We start from the raw sequence: 16,430 nt of genomic DNA on the forward strand, positions 1-16,430 counted from the left end.
CATGTCGGCACGACTCATCACTGTCAGACCGGGCCCCGGCGCGGGACTGCGCCGGGCGGGTGCCAGAACGGCGGCGCTGCTGGGCTCCTTCGCGGTGGCGGCGACGCTGCTGCTGGGCACGTCCACCGCGGCGCACGCCGACGGGGACGGCGACAAGCAGAAGCTGGCGGCGGCGGACGCGGAGACCCAGGCCGCGCTGGTCGCCGACGAGGACCACCGGCTCAACCAGGTACGGGCGTTCACCTCGGTGGCGCCCCTGCAGAGCACCAAGTGGACCGTGCCGTACCGGCTGGACACCGACAACGGATACACCCTGGTGCTCACCCAGCGCAGCAACGCCTACACCATCGCCGACCTGCTGAAACTCGCCCCACAGACCTTTGTGCGGCGCAAGGACGGCTCGTACCTGCTGACCGAGAACATCTACCTCAACGTCGGCGCCAAGCTGAAGCTGTCCAACCCGGGCGGCCTCACCCTGCGGATGGCCAGCAACCGCACCGGCTTCGTCTCCATCGTCTCCTTCGGCGGCGAACTGGTGCTCCAGGGCACCGCCCAGGCGCCGTTGACCATCACCAGCTGGGACCCGCAGGCCAACAAGGCCGACACCGACGTCCGGGACGGCCGGGCCTATGTCCGCACCATCGGCGGCCAGTTCGAGATGACGCACACCAAACTCGCGAACCTGGGGTTCTGGAGCGGCCGTACCGGCGGGCTCAGCCTCACCGGCACCGACCGTCCGAACACCGGCTCGCTGGAGGACACCGGCCAGATCCACGGCAAGACCGCGCGCGAGCGGGCCGACGAGCAGGGGGACGCGCAGGACGACGACGGCTCCAGCAGCGGCGATGTCACCGCCATGCCGTCCGGCGAACTGACCACTCCCGACGCCCGGTTCACCACCGGCGGGCTCTCCTACGTCTCCGGTTCGATCACCCACTCGACCATCACCGGCAACGCCTTCGGGATCTTCATCTCCAGTGCCACGGGGATCGAGATCAGTGACACGACCGTGGAGAACAGCCTGGAGGACGGGGTGGTGCTGCACCGGTTCGTCTCCAGCTCGCTGGTGCAGCGCACGGTCGCCAAGAACAACGGCGGTGACGGCTTCATCCTCTCCCGCGCCACCCAGCAGGTGCGGATCAGCGGCTCCACCGCCCAGGGCAACGGCGGCAACGGCTACACCCTCAGCGGCAAGCCGCTCGCCGACGGCCCCTCCGCCTCCGGGCAGGCCGTCGACAGCTACGGCTCCAACTCGGTCGCCAACAGCGTGGCCGAGGACAACGGCCGCTACGGCGTCGAGGTGCTCGGCGGGCTCGACGTCGGCGTGCAGAACAACCGCATCGAGGGCGGTGACATGGGGATCGTGGCCCGCCTGGCGGCGGACAAGGTGTCCATCACCGGCAACCGCCTGACCGGCCAGAACCGGCAGGGCATCTCGGTACGGGACGGCGTCCGCGACGCCACGGTCACCGGCAACATCATCGACGGCCCGGAGACCGGCGTGTACGTCCGCGACTCGGCCGCCGAGATACGCGGCAACACCGTCCAGGACGCCACCAACCACGGAGTCAGCCTGGTCGGCGGCGTGGACGGTACGACGGTCTCGTTCAACGTGATCGGCGGGGTCGGCCCCAGCGCGCTGGACTCCAGCCGCTCCCACGGCGGAGCCGACATCAAGGAGAACCAGACCTTCGCCTGGTACGACACCAGTTCCTTCTGGGTCAAGGTGAAGCACTACGCGAGCCCGATGACCCTGCTGTGGACCGGCATCCTGCTGCTGATCCTGTTCTCGGCCGTCATGGGCCGGCGCAGGCGGCGCGGTCACGGGCGGGTCGACCGGATCGTCCATCCGTACTCCGACAAGGCACCGCTGCCCGCGCCGCCCCCGGACGAGCTCGAGGTGGCGGGCCGCCGCAGGACGCCGGTGATGAGCGAATGAGCGACGACACACCGGACGGGACAGGTGCCGCGACAGATTCCGGGACCGGGGCCGACGCCCCGGGAACACCGCCCACGGCGGCGGAACGGCTGCGCCGGATCTGGCTCTCCGGCGGCCTGCCGCTCTGGGTGGCCTCGGCCGCCCTGCTGGTCTCGGTGGTGGCGCTGATCGTGGCGGCCTCCGCCGGAGACGGCCCGCCCGTGGTGTACGGGGCGGGCCCCGACGCGGGCCCCACCATTCCGGTGGCCACCCCCACGGACGACACCGAGACCACCGACGGTCCCGGTGCCACGGCCGCGGACCCGGAACCGAGCGGTACGGCGACCGACGAGGGGACGGCCGCGCCCACCGCGACCGGCTCCGCCCCGGCCGCCGCGTCCGGACCGGTGAAGTGCCCGGCCGCCACGGTCACCGTCGGGGACGCCAAGTCCCTTGCGGAGGCCCTGGACCAGGCACAGCCCGGCACTGTCATCAGGATGCGGGACGGGGTGTACGACGACCGGTTCACCGCCGCCAACCCCGGTACCGCGGACCGGCCGATCTTCCTGTGCGGCGGCCCCGGCGCGGTGATCGACGCCGGTGACGTCGACGGCGGCTACGCCTTCCACCTCGACGGCGCCAGCCACTGGCGGCTGCTCGGCTTCACGGTCCGCGACGGCCAGAAGGGGGTCATGGCCGACAAGGTCCAGGGCACCGTCATCCAGGGCCTGACCGTCGAGAACATCGGCGACGAGGGCATCCATCTGCGCGACTTCAGCTCCGGCAACGTGGTCGAGGGCAACACCGTCCGCGACACCGGCAAGCGCAAGGAGACCTTCGGCGAGGGCATCTACGTCGGCTCGGCCGAGTCCAACTGGTGCACGGTCACCGACTGCAAGCCCGACAAGAGCGACGACAACGTCATCCGCGGCAACCACGTCAGTGCCACCACCGCCGAGTCCGTCGACATCAAGGAGGGCACCACCGGCGGCTCCCTGATCGGCAACACCTTCGACGGCGCCCAGCTCACCGGGGGTCACAACGACTCCTGGGTCGACGTCAAGGGAAACGACTGGCTGATCAAGGGCAACGTCGGCCGCCACTCCCGTGAGGACGGCTTCCAGACCCACCGGATCCTCGACGGCTGGGGCACCGGAAACCTGTTCCAGGGCAACACCGCGCAGGTGGACGGCCCGGGCTACGGCTTCCATCTCGCGCCCGTCGAGAACAACAAGGTCGCCTGCGACAACAAGGTCAGCGAAGCGGCGAAGGGCCTCGCCAACACGGCCTGTTCCTCCTGACGGCGCGGGGCCCGGTTCGCACCCGGGTCCCGCACCCGGCCGCAGGTCACCCTCTCCTTCACCCACGCGCGTCTTCGGCATGCGCACTTTCTGCCAGGGAACCCCTCTCGGAGGCATCATGGACACTCTTCTCGACGGCACCGACGCCCCCCGTCTGACGGTCATCGGCACCGGCTACCTGGGCGCCACGCACGCGGTCTGCATGGCGGCACTCGGCTACGAAGTACTGGGCGTCGACGTGGACCCCGGCAAGATCGAGCTGCTGAGAGCCGGGGAGGTGCCGTTCTTCGAGCCAGGGCTGCCCGAACTCCTGGTCAAGGCCCAGGAGTCCGGCCGGCTGCACTTCACCACCAGCCTGGCGGAGGCCGCGGAGTTCGGCGACATCCACTTCGTCTGCGTGGGCACCCCGCAGCAGCCCGGCTCCTACGCGGCGGACCTGCGCCATGTGGAGGGCGCGGTCACCGAGCTGGCCCGGCATCTGAACCGGCGGGCCCTGGTGGTCGGCAAGTCCACGGTGCCGGTGGGCACCGCGGCCCGGCTGGCGGAGCTGATCCGTGAGACCGCGCCGGCCGGGGACGAGGTCGAACTCGCCTGGAACCCGGAGTTCCTGCGGGAGGGCTTCGCCGTGGAGGACACCCTGCACCCCGACCGGCTGGTGTTCGGCACCGAGTCCGCGTGGGCGGAGGAGCGGTTGCGCGCCGCGTTCGCCCCGGTCATCGCCCAGGGCACCCCGGTGGTGGTCGCCGACCTGCCGACCGCCGAACTGGTCAAGGTCGCCGCCAACTCCTTCCTGGCCACGAAGATCTCGTACATCAACGCCATGGCGGAGGTCTGCGAGGCCACCGGCGCCGACGTGCACCGGCTGGCCGAGGCACTGGCCTACGACGACCGGATCGGCGGCCGGTTCCTCAAGCCGGGCCTGGGCTTCGGCGGCGGCTGCCTGCCCAAGGACATCCGGGCGTTCATCCACCGCGCCGAGGAACTGGACGTCGCCCAGGCGGTGGCGTTCCTGCGTGAGGTGGACGGGATCAACCAGCGCCGCCGGGCCCGTACCGTGGACCTGGTCCGTGAGCTGGTCGGCGGGGAACTGGCGGGGACGAAGGTGGTCGCGCTGGGTGCGGCCTTCAAGCCCAACTCGGACGACATCCGGGACGCCCCGGCGCTGGACGTCGCCGCCACACTGCACCGGGCCGGCGCCCGGGTGACCGTCTACGACCCGGTGGCGATGGACAACGCCCGCCGGGTCCACCCGGAGCTGGAGTACGGCACCGACGTGCTGCAGGCCGCCGCGGACGCCGACGTGGTGGTGCTGCTGACCGAGTGGGCGCAGTTCCGGGAGATCGACCCGGAGGTCATGGGTTCCGTGGTGAACCGGCGCCGGGTCGTGGACGGCCGGCACGCCCTGGACCCCGCGCAGTGGCGGGCGGCCGGCTGGGAGTACCGGGCGCTGGGCCGTAACTGACCGCGGCCCGGGACCGCCTCAGGCGAACTCGGCGAGGGCGCGCTCCACGATGGCCTCCAGCTGCTGGTGGTGCGCGCCCTTCCAGTAGGCGCGGCCGCACTCCGTGCACTGGGCGAAGACGTCGTACGACTTCTGGGTGCCGCCCTTCAGCTGGTCCGCCACCTCCTCCTTGGTCGCCTTCCTCAGCAGGCCGTTGCAGGCCGTGCAGCGGGTCCAGGGGCGCAGTTCGGGGGCGAAGCGGTCGAGGATGTCGTGGAGTTGGTCGTCGGGGCTGGTGCTGTAGACGTAGGCGCCGGCCCACAGTTCGCGGCGGCGCAGCAGGCCCCGGTCGCGGCTGAGCAGCACGCGCTGCTCGGCCGCCGAGCGGGCCGAGAGGGCCGGGTCGCCGATGTCCGTCGACTCGTACGCGGTGTCCACGCCCAGCAGGCGCAGCCGGCGGGCCAGGGTGCCGAGGTGGACGTCGAGGAGGAAGCGGAGCGGAGCGCCCGGGACCTCCTGCGGGCGCCGGACCGCGCGCACGGCGACCGACTCGCCGTCCGCCGGGATGTGCGCGGCCGGCACCTCCCGGCCGTCCACCTCCAGCGCGCCGACCTCGGTGAGCGGGACGCCCAGGGACTCGATCACATGGCCGAGCGTGGAGACGCCGTCGACGGCGAGCGGGTGCGTGCCGGTGCGGCGGGCGTGCGGGACGAACAGGGCCAGCTCGGGGGCGACTTCGACACGGATCTCGGCAGCGTTCACCTGATCAGGATGGCACGGGAGGCGCCTGGGACCTCAGGGCTTTTCCGGCGGCAGTCCGTGTTCGATGACGTTCAGGGCGCGGTCGACGAGGTCCTTGAACTCGGGCTCGTGGTCCTGCTCCGCCCAGTACATCGACGTCTCCATCAGCCCGCCGACGATGGACATCGCGTAGACCCGCACCTCCAGGCTGTGCGGGTCGCGCCCGGTGCGCTCGCCGATGGCCTGGCACAGCAGTCGGCCGGTCTCCGACATGCTCTCCATCATCCGGGAGCGCACCGCCGGCACCTCGACCATCAGCCGGGTGCGCAGCCGGGAGACCGAGTGGGCGTCCTTCATGCCCAGGGCCACCGCACGGTGCATCACATGGCGGAGGGACTCCGGCCACGGCTCGTCGGCGGGCCGGGCGCGGAGCTCCTCCAGGATCAGCGGGTCGTACTCGTCGGTGAGGACGATGTCCTCCTTGGTCGGGAAGTACCGGAAGACGGTGGACGGCGACACCTCGGCCCGCTCGGCGATCTGCTCGATCGTCGTGGCCTCGTACCCCTGCTCCTCGACCAGCGCGTACATCGCCTCGCGGATCGCCTCGCGGGTCTTGATCTTCTTCCGTTCGCGCAGGCCGAGCCGGGGGTTGTCGGCCGGGGAGAAGGAGGTGTGCGGTGCCGTCATGCTGGTCATTGTCCGGCATCGGCGGTGGCGGGGGCCACGGCCGGGTCCTCGTTGTCTTCCGCTTCGGCGGGCCGGGCGGTCGGTGTGTTGGGCAGGAACGCGGCGGCCAGCAGCGCGGTGACCAGCGCGGCGACACCGCAGACCAGCAGGACCAGACCCATGCCGTGCACGTACGCGGCGTCCGCGGAGGCGACCAGCGGGGCCGAGCCCGCCTTCTGGGCGACCAGGTGGGCGGCGACCACCGACTCGCCGGCGGTGTGGCCGAGCGAGGCGGGCAGGCCGGTCACGTCCAGGCGGTCGCGGAAGGTGCTGGCGAGCAGGCTGCCGAGCAGGGCGATGCCGACGGCGCCGCCGACCTGCCGGGTGGTCATCAGCAGCCCGGAGCCGCTGCCGGCCCGGTCGGTGGGCAGGGCGGCGAGGGCGCCGTCCATGGCGGGGACCACCGAGAAGCCGAAGCCCAGGCCCGCGATCGACAGCCACAGCGCGGTGTAGCCGTAGCCGGAGTCCACGGTCGTACGGCTGCCGAGGATCGCGGCGAAGGCGAGGACGACCAGGCCGGTGGCGATCACGGCGCGGGATCCGAAGCGGGCGACCGTCGCCTCGGCGCCCCGGGCGGCCACCAGCAGGCCGCCCATCATGGGCAGCAGCCTCAGGCCGGTGCCGAAGGCGTCGTTGCCGAGGACCGCCTGGAGGTAGGGCGGCAGCACGAACAGCAGGCCGGACAGCACGAACATCACCAGCGTCGCGGCGAGGGTGTTGAGCAGGAAGCCGCGGTGGGCGAGGAGGGTCATGTCGAGCATGGGGCGTTCGACCCGGCGTTCGCGCAGCACCAGGCCCGCGATGAGGACGACGGAGCCCGCCAGCAGGGCGAGGACCAGCGGATCGCCCCAGCCGCGGTCGGGGGCCTCGATGATCGCGTAGATCAGGGCGCCGAGGCCGGTCACGGTGAGCGCGGTGGAGAGGACGTCGACCCTGGGGGAGGCGGGGTCGCTGGTCTCGGGGAGCAGGAAGACGCAGGCGGCGATCCCGATGGCGGCCATCGGGACGTTGATCAGGAAGACCGAGCCCCACCAGAAGTGGTTGAGCAGGAAGCCGCCGATGATCGGGCCCAGTGGCAGGCCGAGCGCCGAGGCGGCCGAGACGATGCCGACGGCCCGCGTGCGCTCCTTCGGCCCGAACAGCGAGGGCAGCACGGACATGGCGAGCGGCATCACCAGTGCCGCGCCGACGCCCATCACCGTGCGGGCGGCGATCACCCAGTTCACGTCGTCGGCGAGGGAGCCGACCAGGGAGCCGGCCAGGAAGATCACCAGGCCGGTGACGAGCATCCGGCGGCGGCCGAAGCGGTCGCCGAGGAGTCCGGCCGGGAGCATCAGCGAGGCGAAGACGACGACGTACGCGTCGGCCATCCACTGCTGCTGGCTGGTGGTGGCGCCGAGTTCCCCGGCCATGGTCGGGAGCGCCACGTTGAGGATCGTCGTGTCGAAGCCGAGCACCAGCATGCTCGCGACCAGGGCGCCCAGGGCCCACCAGCGGCGGGGATTCTGATGCGTTTCTTCAAGCTGAGTGACAGTAGCCATGAAATGAGAGTAGCTCTCAAAATCTAGTGTCTGTCAATGGGGAGTCGATGTCAGGGCATGAAAAAAGCGGCCACGGCTCGGGAGCCGTGGCCACTCGGGGAGGGGCGGGAGGACTACGCGTGCTGGTAGGCCACCAGCGAGATCCCCACGTAGTGGACGACGAACGCGGCCAGCGTGAGGGAGTGGAAGACCTCGTGGAAGCCGAAGTAGCGCGGTGACGGGTTCGGGCGCTTGATGCCGTAGATCACGCCTCCCGCGCTGTAGAGGAGGCCGCCGACGATCACCAGGACCAGCACGGCGATACCGCCGGTGCGCATGAAGTCGGGCAGGTAGAAGACCGCCGCCCAGCCCATCGCTATGTAGCAGGGCGTGTACAGCCAGCGAGGGGCGCCGACCCAGAAGACCCGGAAGATGATGCCGGCGGCCGCCGCGGCCCAGACGCCCCAGAGCAGCCACTGCCCCTTCGAAGCGGGCAGGAGTAGCAGGGTCAGCGGTGTGTAGGTGCCCGCGATGATCAGGAAGATGTTGGCGTGGTCGAGTCTGCGCAGGATGCCGTCCATGCGCGGGCTCCAGTTGCCCCGGTGGTACAACGCGCTCACGCCGAACAGCAGACACGCCGTCAGGACGTAGATCCCGCAGGCGACACGGCCGCGCGGTGAGTCGGCGAGGGCGGTGAGGACGAGGCCCGAGATGAGTACGGCCGGAAACATGCCCAGATGCAGCCAGCCACGCAACTTGGGCTTGACCTGGTGCGACAGGGAGGAGAGCGCGCTGGAGCCGCGGCCGGCGGCCGGCGAATCCGTGGGCGCGTCGGGGACGGGCGCAGTCATGCACCGCATCGTACCTACGGAACCGTAAGTTACGGATCAGTCTCGGCCGATGACGGCCCGGGAGTGGCCATCGTCTCACGGGTCACCCGTCGGTCACCCGGCGGCCTTCGCCACCGGGCAAAAAGACCTTGAGGCGAACTCAATGTGGATGCAAAGAAACGCAGGTCGGCACCGCGACCGTGGCCTTCCTCACGTCGCTCATCTGTGACTCCCTCTGGACAGATGGGTGATCGAGTCGGAGGATCAAATGAGTGCGGTCGGCACCGGATGAGCGCCAGACGGTCGATGACCGTGAAGCATCCGGGTCGCAGCCCCCACGGGGCAACAAGGTCCTCAGCGGACCAAAAGATCAAAAAATCCCTCATTTAGGAGCAATCGTGGCGCGCGACATCGCGGCTCCCACCGTCATCCCCACCAAGCACCAGGAACTGATCTCGTGGGTCAACGAGATCGCCGAACTGACGCAGCCGGACAGCGTGCTCTGGTGTGACGGATCCGAGGCCGAGTACGAGCGACTGTGCGAAGAGCTCGTGGCGAAGGGCACCTTCAAGAAGCTCGACCCGATCAAGCGCCCCCACTCCTACTACGCGGCCTCCGACCCGACCGATGTCGCCCGGGTCGAGGACCGCACCTTCATCTGCTCCGAGCAGGAGCAGGACGCCGGCCCGACCAACCACTGGAAGGCCCCCGCCGAGATGCGTGACATCTTCTCGGGCGAGAAGGGCCTGTTCCGTGGCGCGATGAAGGGCCGGACGATGTACGTCGTCCCGTTCTGCATGGGCCCCCTCGGCTCCCCGCTCTCCGCGCTCGGCGTGGAGATCACGGACTCCGCGTACGTCGCCGCCTCCATGCGCACCATGACGCGCATGGGCCAGGCCGTCCTCGACGAACTCGGTGACGAGGGCTTCTTCGTGAAGGCCGTGCACACCCTCGGCGCCCCGCTGGAGCCCGGCCAGGCGGACGTCCCCTGGCCCTGCAACCGGACCAAGTACATCTCGCACTTCCCCGAGTCCCGCGAGATCTGGTCCTACGGCTCCGGCTACGGCGGCAACGCCCTGCTCGGCAAGAAGTGCTACGCCCTGCGCATCGCCTCCGTGATGGCGCGGGACGAGGGCTGGCTCGCCGAGCACATGCTGATCCTCAAGCTCACTCCTCCGCAGGGCGAGTCCAAGTACGTTGCCGCCGCCTTCCCGAGCGCCTGCGGCAAGACCAACCTCGCCATGCTGGAGCCCACCGTCTCCGGCTGGACCGTCGAGACCATCGGCGACGACATCGCCTGGATGCGGTTCGGCGAGGACGGCCGCCTCTACGCGATCAACCCCGAGGCCGGCTTCTTCGGCGTCGCGCCCGGCACCGGTGAGCACACCAACGCCAACGCGATGAAGACGCTGTGGGGCAACGCGGTCTTCACCAACGTGGCGCTCACCGACGACAACGACATCTGGTGGGAGGGCATGACGGAGGAGCTTCCGGCCCACCTGACGGACTGGAAGGGCAACGACTGGACGCCGGCCTCCGAGACCCCGGCCGCCCACCCCAACGCCCGCTTCACCGTGCCCGCCGCGCAGTGCCCGATCATCGCGCCGGAGTGGGAGGACCCGCGGGGTGTGCCGATCTCGGCGATCCTCTTCGGCGGCCGGCGCGCCACCGCGGTCCCGCTGGTGACCGAGTCCTTCGACTGGAACCACGGCGTGTTCCTGGGCGCCAACGTGGCCTCCGAGAAGACCGCCGCGGCCGAGGGCAAGGTCGGTGAGCTGCGCCGCGACCCGTTCGCGATGCTCCCCTTCTGCGGTTACAACATGGGCGATTACATGGCGCACTGGGTCGACGTCGCCAAGGGCAAGGACCAGGCGAAGCTCCCGAAGATCTACTACGTCAACTGGTTCCGCAAGAACGACGCGGGCAAGTTCGTCTGGCCCGGCTTCGGCGAGAACTCCCGGGTCCTGAAGTGGATCGTGGAGCGGCTGGACGGCAAGGCGGCGGGCGTGGAGACGCCGATCGGCGTGCTGCCGACGCGGGAGGCCCTCGACACCAAGGGGCTCGACCTGGCCGACGGCGACCTCGACTTCCTGCTGACCGTCGACAAGGAGGCCTGGCGCGAGGAGGCCGCGCTGGTCCCCGACCACCTCAACACCTTCGGCGACCACACGCCGAAGGAACTGTGGGACGAGTACCGGGCGCTGGTGGAGCGGCTGGGCTGAGCCCCGAGTGAAGACTCCGCGGCCGGTACGGGTGTGCCCTGACCAGCGATCGTCACGACCGGCCGCGGTGTGAACCGGCGAGGCCGCGCACAACGGCGTGTGCGGCCCCTGGGCCTGCCGTCACCGACCCGTCCGCCCCGACGGGACCGGAGACGGCAGGCCTTCGCCTGTCGACAGGCCGGGGTCTCGGCGGTGGCCGCTCACCCGCCGGGGTGATTTCCTGCGGCCGGTGAGGGCAAGGCGGCTCGTGGCGAGCCGACCCGGGGACCGGTGCCGGAACGCTGTGGCCCATGTTCACACCTCACGTTCGATCGTTCACACCTTGTGTTCGATCGCTCACGGTCCGGGCCGCAACCGTGACAGCCACCCTCCTGGCGCTCGTACTGGCCCTGCCCGGCACCGCGTTCGCCGCCCCCGGCGACCTGGACACCGCCTTCGGCGGTACCGGCGCGATCCTCACCGACCTCGGCGGGGAAGACCACGCCAACGACGTGGCCGTGCAACCGGACGGCAAGATCGTCTCCGTCGGCGCCTTCGTCGACGAATCGGCCCTGGAGAGCGACTTCGCGCTGACCCGCCACAACCCCGACGGCACCCCGGACACCGGCTTCGGCGGCGACGGCCGGGTCACCACCCCCATCAACAACCTCCCTTCGAACGACGGCTTCCAGTGGAGCGAGGCCCACGCCGTGGCGCTCCAGCCCGACGGCAAGATCGTCGTGGCGGGCGGCAGTTGGCGCGGGTACGAGAACTGCTGCTGGTTCACGGTGGCCCGCTACAACACGGACGGCACTCTGGACACGGGCTTCGGCGGCGGTGACGGCCGGGTGTTCACCGACTTCGGCACCCCCGAAGAGGCCAAGGACGTGGCGGTGCAGCCCGACGGCAAGATCGTCGCCGCGGGCTATGTCGGCGGCCGGGCCGCGGTGGCCCGCTACAACCCCGACGGCAGCCCGGACACCAGCTTCAGCGACGACGGCATGGTGAGCGCCGATCCGGACCCGTCCCCCGAATCGGGCGGCGACGCGCGCGCCCTGGTCCTCCAGTCCGACGGCAAGATCGTGGTCGCGGGTGAGGTCGGCACGACCCGCTTCGACTTCTCGCTCATCCGCTTCGACGCCGACGGCAGCCTCGACTCCGGGTTCGGCAGCGGCGGCTTCCAGCGCACCGACTTCGGTGACTACGACACCGCGGAGGCGCTCGCGGTCCAGCCCGACGGCAGGATCGTCGCGGCCGGCAGCAGCGGCGGCCGGTTCGCACTGGCCCGCTACAACACCAACGGCACCCTGGACCCGAGCTTCGACGGCAACGGGCTGGCCGTCACCCCCGGCGGGGGAGCCCAGGACATGAAGCTGCAGAGCGACGGGCGGATCGTCGCCGTCGGCAGCGGGCCCAGCGGTGCCTTCGAGGTCCGGCGCTACAACACCGACGGCAGCCTGGACGGTGGCTTCGGCACCGGCGGTGCGGTGACCACGGACTTCGGTGGCGGCGACGCGGCCCGCGGGGTGGCGCTCCAGTCCGACGGCAGGATCGTCGCCGCCGGCCTGGGCGGCCCCGACCGGGACTTCGCGCTGGCCCGCTACCTGGGCGGAGGCGGCAGTACACCCCCGCCGCCCAGCGCCGATCTCTCGGTCACCAAGACCGGCCCGTCCTCCGTCACCCTCGGCGACCGGGCCACGTACACCGTCCGCGTGACCAACGCGGCCGCCTCGACCGCCTCCGCCACCGGTGTCGCACTGAGCGACACGCTCTCCGGAGCCGGCGCGACCCTGGTCTCGGCGACGACCACCCAGGGCAGCTGCACCGCCTCCGCCACCGGCGCCACCTGTTCCCTGAACACCCTGGCCCCGGGCGCGAGCGCCACCGTCACCGTCGTCGCCGAACCCCGCACCACCGGCACGCTCCGGAACTCGGCCACCGTCAGGGCCGACCAGTCCGACCCGGCGACGGGCAACAACACCGCCACGGCGACCGGTTCCGTCACCAACTCGCGGGGCTGCACGATCATCGGCACCAGCGGGGCCGACACCCTCAACGGCACGTCCGGCAACAACGTGATCTGCGGCCTGGGCGGCAACGACACCCTCCACGGCAACGGCGGCGCCGACACCGTCTACGGAGACTACGGCGACGACAGCATCGACGGCGGGGACGGCAACGACACCCTGTACGGCGGCCCGGGCAACGACTCGGTGAACGGGGCTTCCGGCAACGACCGGGTGGTCACCACCGACGGCGTCTCCGCCAACGACACGGCCAACGGCGGCCTCGGCTTCGACACCTGCACCACCGACCCGGGGGACCGGCGCATCAGCTGTCCCTGAGTCTCCGGGAGAGTGTCCGCTCCACCGGACCGGGCCGGCCTTCCGCACCGGGGAGGCCGGCCCTTCCCGTGGTCTAGTTGTTCCGGTCCTCCAGGTACCGGGTGTGGGTCTCCTGCCGCCTGGCCTCCGCGTCCCGGAGGCCCGCCGCCAACTGCTCGGCCTCCTCCTTGAGAAGGCCCAACTGGCGTTCCAGATGCCGCTCCGGCGGCTCCTGCCCGGGCGTCAGACGCGTCCACCACCGGGTGCGGACGAAGCTGTCGACCGCCTCCGGGATGTCCTGCCGTACCGTCCGCGACAGCACATGGACGCCCTCCGGGTCCTGGGCCAGCAACTCGGCCGCCCAGCCCGGGTCCAGCAACGCGGTGAGCAGGCCGGTCAGTTCACCGAGCCGGGCCTGTGCCGAAGCGGGCAGACCGACCTCCGCCAGATAGGTCTCCAGTTTCCCGAAGTCGGCCCGCACCTCCTCCAGCTGCGCGGACGGTGTCGGGAAGTCCGGCAGCGGCGGCCGCTCCGGCGGTGCGATCAGCGCGCCCGCGCCGTACAGGCCCGCCACCACCACCGGCCAGTACGGGCCGGCCACTCCGGTGAAGGTGAGGGCCAGGCCGAGCAGGCCGCCCGCGCAGCCCGTGAGGTTCTTGCGGGACTCCAGGTGGCCGAGCAGCCTATTGGTAGCCACGGATCTCCTCGAAGGCGCCGTCCAGGGAGCCCTGCTGGGCGTCGAAGAGACGGCCACCGGTCAGGGCGGCGATGTGCTGCAGTTCGGTGCGGGAGGAGTCCCCGAACAGGATCGGGAAGACGGGGATGTTCCGCTGGGTGGTGGACAGGCCGCGGTAGAAGTCGTCGAACTCGCCGGCCTTGGCGCCCGTGGTGTTCTCGCCGTCCGTCATCAGCACGATCGAGGTGAAGGCGTCCCGGTCGGTGCGCAGTTGGTCGTACGCTTTCTCCAGCGAGGTGTAGATGGCGGTGTTGCCGTCGGCCCGCAGGGCGTCGGTGTCCTTGCGGATCGCGTTCAGACCGGTGTCCGGGTCGGCCGGGTCGACGACGTGCGTGCTGACGTTCTTCACGTCCGAGCCGAACGGCATCAGGGTGACCTCCTCGCGGTCGCGGAAGTCGCCCGTGAGGTCGGTGAGGGCTTTCTTCAGGCGGGCGAGACGGTCGCCCTCCATCGAGCCCGAGGTGTCCAGGACGTAGACCGTGCGGGACGGCCGGCGCAGCTCGTTCTCGTACGCCGAGATCAGCCCGTCTGCGACCGACTTGCTGCCAGGGAAGGGGAGTTCACGGCGGCGGGAGGTGTCGAGACCGGCGGCCGGCGGCACCGAGGCGACCACCGGGCGGCGGTGGGTGGTGTCCGTGACGAGCTTCTGCACGGCCGTGGTCCGCAGGTCCTCGGCCACCCTGCGGACGTCCTCGCGGGTGTCGGCGGAGGAGGCGGCCAGCGAGGAGAGCGGGTAGTCCGCGGTGACCACGCCGTCGGCGGGGCGGATCACGGTGAGGTCCGGGATGCCCTTGAGGACGGACTCGTAGTTGAGCAGGGCGTCGACGTCGCCGCGCCGCCGGTAGGCGGAGGCCAGCCAGCCGGAGGAGCCCGAGGTCAGGGTCTGGCCCTTGAAGAACTTCTTCAGCCGCGGGGTCGCCCTGGTCACGTCGGCGTCGGTGAGCGCCGACTGGGCGCCGGAGAGCGCGGAGGCCACCGAGACCAGGGTGGAGAAACCGGAGTTGGAGCGGGCCGGGTCGGTCATGCCGTACGTCAGCCGGCCGGCCTCCACGGCCTGCTCGATCTGCGACCAGGTGACGTCGGCCGGCTTCCAGCCGAGCGATTTGACGGTGGCCGTCCTGACACCGATCGCGACCGGACTGGACATGATCGAGGTCTCCGAGACCACCTTCTTCGCCGCCTCGGGGCGCAGCCGCAGATAGTCGTCGGAGGACAGCCACAGGGCGTCGTACCTCCCGTCCGCCTTGCCCTGGGCGACCAGGTCCACGGCGTCCAGGGTGCCCATGTAGGTGGGCCGGATCGTCACGCCGGTGTCCTTGCGGACCCGGTCGAAGACGGCCGTCATGTCGCTGAGCTCGGAGGAGGCGAGGACCCGCAGGGTGCCGGGCTTCGGGGCCGTGGCGTCGTCGTCCCGGTGGCTTTCGGAGGTGCACCCGGTCAGCAGGGCGGCGCCGGCGAGCAGGGTCAGCAGCGGGCGTCTGTTCATGCCGGGCCGCCCTCCAGCGCGCCCTTGGAGCGGCTGCGCTCCAGGTAGGCACCGGCCGACTGGAGTTCGTCCGTGAGGGACTGCACGGTGTTCGCCATCACCTCGGTCGCCTGCACCTTGTAGGTGTCGATGGCGTCGAGGGTGCGGTAGATCTGCTGGAAGGCGGCGCGCAGCGTCTCGGCGCCGACGGCCGGGTCGGCGGCGATGCGCTGGATCTCCCCGCTCTGGCTCGCGAGCATCTCGGCATTGCCCCGGATGAGGTCCTCGGTCGTCCCGCGCAACGCGTTGACCTGCTCGATGACCTTCTTCTGGTTGTCCAGCGCGGAGGCCAGCATCACCGAGATGCGCAGCGCCGACACGGTGGTGGTGGCGGCGCGTTCGACGCCCTTGATCAGCTCGTCGTTGTTGCGTCGTACGACGTCCATCGCGAGGTAGCCCTGCGCGGACACCGCGAGCTGGGTGAGCAGGTCCTGGTGCTTCTGCCGGACCGGGAAGAGCACGTCGGCGCGGAGCGCGTCGGCCTCCTGGGGGTCCGGGTGCCGGCCGATGTGCTGCTCGACGGCGGTGTCCAGGGCCTGGGTGAGCACGACGTACTCCTGGAGCTTGCCCATCGTCTCCCAGAGCCGGACCCGCTCGGTCTGCAACGCGGCGTTGTCCCGGCGGAGTTCGTCCTGGCCGCCACGCAGCGACCCCACGATCTTGTTCAACGTCCCCTGCGCGGACGCGTACTTGGCGACATGGTCGCGGAGCCTGTTGCCGCCAGGCAGCCGGGAGAGGAACTTGCGGCCCTTGCCCGCGGGCAGGTCGCGCGGGTCCAGGTCCTCGACGACCCGGCGCAGTTCGACCAGCGAGCCGGCGACCTTGGCCTGGGCGTCGCCGCCCTTGTCGGGCAGGCTGCGGACGGCGCGCTCCAGCATGCGGTTGGACTGCGAGGCGGCGCTGCGCATCTCGCCGGCGCCGAGCCCGGTGATCTCGCCGACCTTGCTCGCGAACTCCGGTGACCGCGCGTCCAGCGCGGCGAGGTCCCGGACGTACACGGAGGCCTTGTGCGCCATGTCGCTGCGGACACCGTCGTCGACGGGCACGAGCCCGCCGGCCTTCTCCCGCGGCACCGGCGCGACCGCCTCGGGCGGGGTCAGCGTGAAGACGTCCTCACCGCTCAGCGTGGGCGGGTGGTCGCCGCCGCTCGGCCTCATCTTGTCGAAG

At 70.9% G+C, this 16,430-nt stretch carries 12 protein-coding genes; 5 read left to right on the forward strand and 7 right to left on the reverse strand.

What is annotated here, in order from left to right:
• Window position 1: 1 nt before the first annotated feature.
• From ABZ642_RS03325 to ABZ642_RS03335, 3 genes are all read left to right on the forward strand, one after another.
• Entirely contained in the window at window positions 2–1,939 is a 1,938-nt protein-coding gene (locus ABZ642_RS03325; protein WP_360476312.1) for a right-handed parallel beta-helix repeat-containing protein, read from the forward strand.
• Window positions 1,936–3,219, forward strand: coding sequence for a right-handed parallel beta-helix repeat-containing protein (locus ABZ642_RS03330; protein WP_360476316.1), 1,284 nt, complete (start codon window positions 1,936–1,938; stop codon window positions 3,217–3,219). The genes ABZ642_RS03325 and ABZ642_RS03330 overlap by 4 nt, the downstream gene beginning before the upstream one ends.
• A gap of 118 nt (window positions 3,220–3,337) precedes the next feature.
• Entirely contained in the window at window positions 3,338–4,681 is a 1,344-nt protein-coding gene (locus ABZ642_RS03335; RefSeq protein ID WP_360476319.1) for a UDP-glucose/GDP-mannose dehydrogenase family protein, read from the forward strand.
• Window positions 4,682–4,699: 18 nt separating this feature from the next.
• Here the strand turns inward: ABZ642_RS03335 and ABZ642_RS03340 are convergent, their stop codons facing one another.
• The 4 genes from ABZ642_RS03340 to ABZ642_RS03355 form a co-directional block, all read right to left on the reverse strand.
• Window positions 4,700–5,422, reverse strand: a complete 723-nt coding sequence (locus ABZ642_RS03340) for a Mut7-C RNAse domain-containing protein (RefSeq protein ID WP_360476322.1) — start codon at window positions 5,420–5,422, stop codon at window positions 4,700–4,702.
• A gap of 33 nt (window positions 5,423–5,455) precedes the next feature.
• Complete coding sequence (locus ABZ642_RS03345; RefSeq protein WP_360476325.1) at window positions 5,456–6,097, reverse strand: TetR family transcriptional regulator; 642 nt, start codon at window positions 6,095–6,097, stop codon at window positions 5,456–5,458.
• Window positions 6,094–7,668 (reverse strand): DHA2 family efflux MFS transporter permease subunit, encoded by a 1,575-nt coding sequence (locus ABZ642_RS03350; protein ID WP_360476328.1) that lies wholly within the window; start codon window positions 7,666–7,668, stop codon window positions 6,094–6,096. Before ABZ642_RS03350 ends, ABZ642_RS03345 begins: the two co-directional genes overlap by 4 nt.
• Window positions 7,669–7,781: 113 nt before the next feature.
• Window positions 7,782–8,498, reverse strand: coding sequence for a hemolysin III family protein (locus ABZ642_RS03355; RefSeq protein ID WP_360476331.1), 717 nt, complete (start codon window positions 8,496–8,498; stop codon window positions 7,782–7,784).
• Window positions 8,499–8,875: 377 nt separating this feature from the next.
• Between ABZ642_RS03355 and ABZ642_RS03360 the strand changes: the two genes are divergently transcribed.
• Together ABZ642_RS03360 and ABZ642_RS03365 are read left to right on the forward strand one after the other, a co-directional pair.
• On the forward strand, window positions 8,876–10,699 hold the full coding sequence (locus tag ABZ642_RS03360; protein WP_360476334.1) for a phosphoenolpyruvate carboxykinase (GTP): 1,824 nt from the start codon (window positions 8,876–8,878) through the stop codon (window positions 10,697–10,699).
• 356 nt (window positions 10,700–11,055) lie between these two features.
• The gene (locus ABZ642_RS03365) at window positions 11,056–13,023 is read left to right on the forward strand and encodes a calcium-binding protein (RefSeq protein ID WP_360476336.1); all 1,968 of its coding nucleotides are present in this window, start codon (window positions 11,056–11,058) and stop codon (window positions 13,021–13,023) included.
• Between the two features lie 73 nt (window positions 13,024–13,096).
• On the opposite strand, the gene ABZ642_RS03370 is transcribed toward ABZ642_RS03365, so the two are convergent.
• Genes ABZ642_RS03370 through ABZ642_RS03380 form a run of 3 tightly spaced genes read right to left on the reverse strand, consistent with a single transcriptional unit; the run spans window position 13,097 to window position 16,420 of the window.
• A complete protein-coding gene (locus tag ABZ642_RS03370) occupies window positions 13,097–13,699 on the reverse strand; it encodes a hypothetical protein (RefSeq protein WP_360476339.1) in 603 nt (200 codons plus the stop codon).
• Window positions 13,686–15,224 (reverse strand): VWA domain-containing protein, encoded by a 1,539-nt coding sequence (locus tag ABZ642_RS03375; protein ID WP_360476342.1) that lies wholly within the window; start codon window positions 15,222–15,224, stop codon window positions 13,686–13,688. Before ABZ642_RS03375 ends, ABZ642_RS03370 begins: the two co-directional genes overlap by 14 nt.
• The gene (locus ABZ642_RS03380) at window positions 15,221–16,420 is read right to left on the reverse strand and encodes a toxic anion resistance protein (protein ID WP_360477569.1); all 1,200 of its coding nucleotides are present in this window, start codon (window positions 16,418–16,420) and stop codon (window positions 15,221–15,223) included. Before ABZ642_RS03380 ends, ABZ642_RS03375 begins: the two co-directional genes overlap by 4 nt.
• Window positions 16,421–16,430 lie beyond the last annotated feature (10 nt).

Origin of the sequence: Streptomyces sp. NPDC007157 (assembly GCF_040634235.1) — a bacterium.
Lineage (GTDB): Bacteria > Actinomycetota > Actinomycetes > Streptomycetales > Streptomycetaceae > Streptomyces.

What these genes read in the sequence shown, in the direction of transcription:
- ABZ642_RS03330 (WP_360476316.1), top strand. Translation starts at nt 1,936, where the DNA reads ATGAGCGACGACACACCGGACGGGACAGGTGCCGCGACAGATTCCGGG.
- ABZ642_RS03335 (WP_360476319.1), top strand. Translation starts at nt 3,338, where the DNA reads ATGGACACTCTTCTCGACGGCACCGACGCCCCCCGTCTGACGGTCATC.
- ABZ642_RS03345 (WP_360476325.1), bottom strand. Translation starts at nt 6,097, where the DNA reads ATGACCAGCATGACGGCACCGCACACCTCCTTCTCCCCGGCCGACAAC.
- ABZ642_RS03325 (WP_360476312.1), top strand. Translation starts at nt 2, where the DNA reads ATGTCGGCACGACTCATCACTGTCAGACCGGGCCCCGGCGCGGGACTG.
- ABZ642_RS03350 (WP_360476328.1), bottom strand. Translation starts at nt 7,668, where the DNA reads ATGGCTACTGTCACTCAGCTTGAAGAAACGCATCAGAATCCCCGCCGC.
- ABZ642_RS03355 (WP_360476331.1), bottom strand. Translation starts at nt 8,498, where the DNA reads ATGACTGCGCCCGTCCCCGACGCGCCCACGGATTCGCCGGCCGCCGGC.
- ABZ642_RS03380 (WP_360477569.1), bottom strand. Translation starts at nt 16,420, where the DNA reads ATGAGGCCGAGCGGCGGCGACCACCCGCCCACGCTGAGCGGTGAGGAC.
- ABZ642_RS03375 (WP_360476342.1), bottom strand. Translation starts at nt 15,224, where the DNA reads ATGAACAGACGCCCGCTGCTGACCCTGCTCGCCGGCGCCGCCCTGCTG.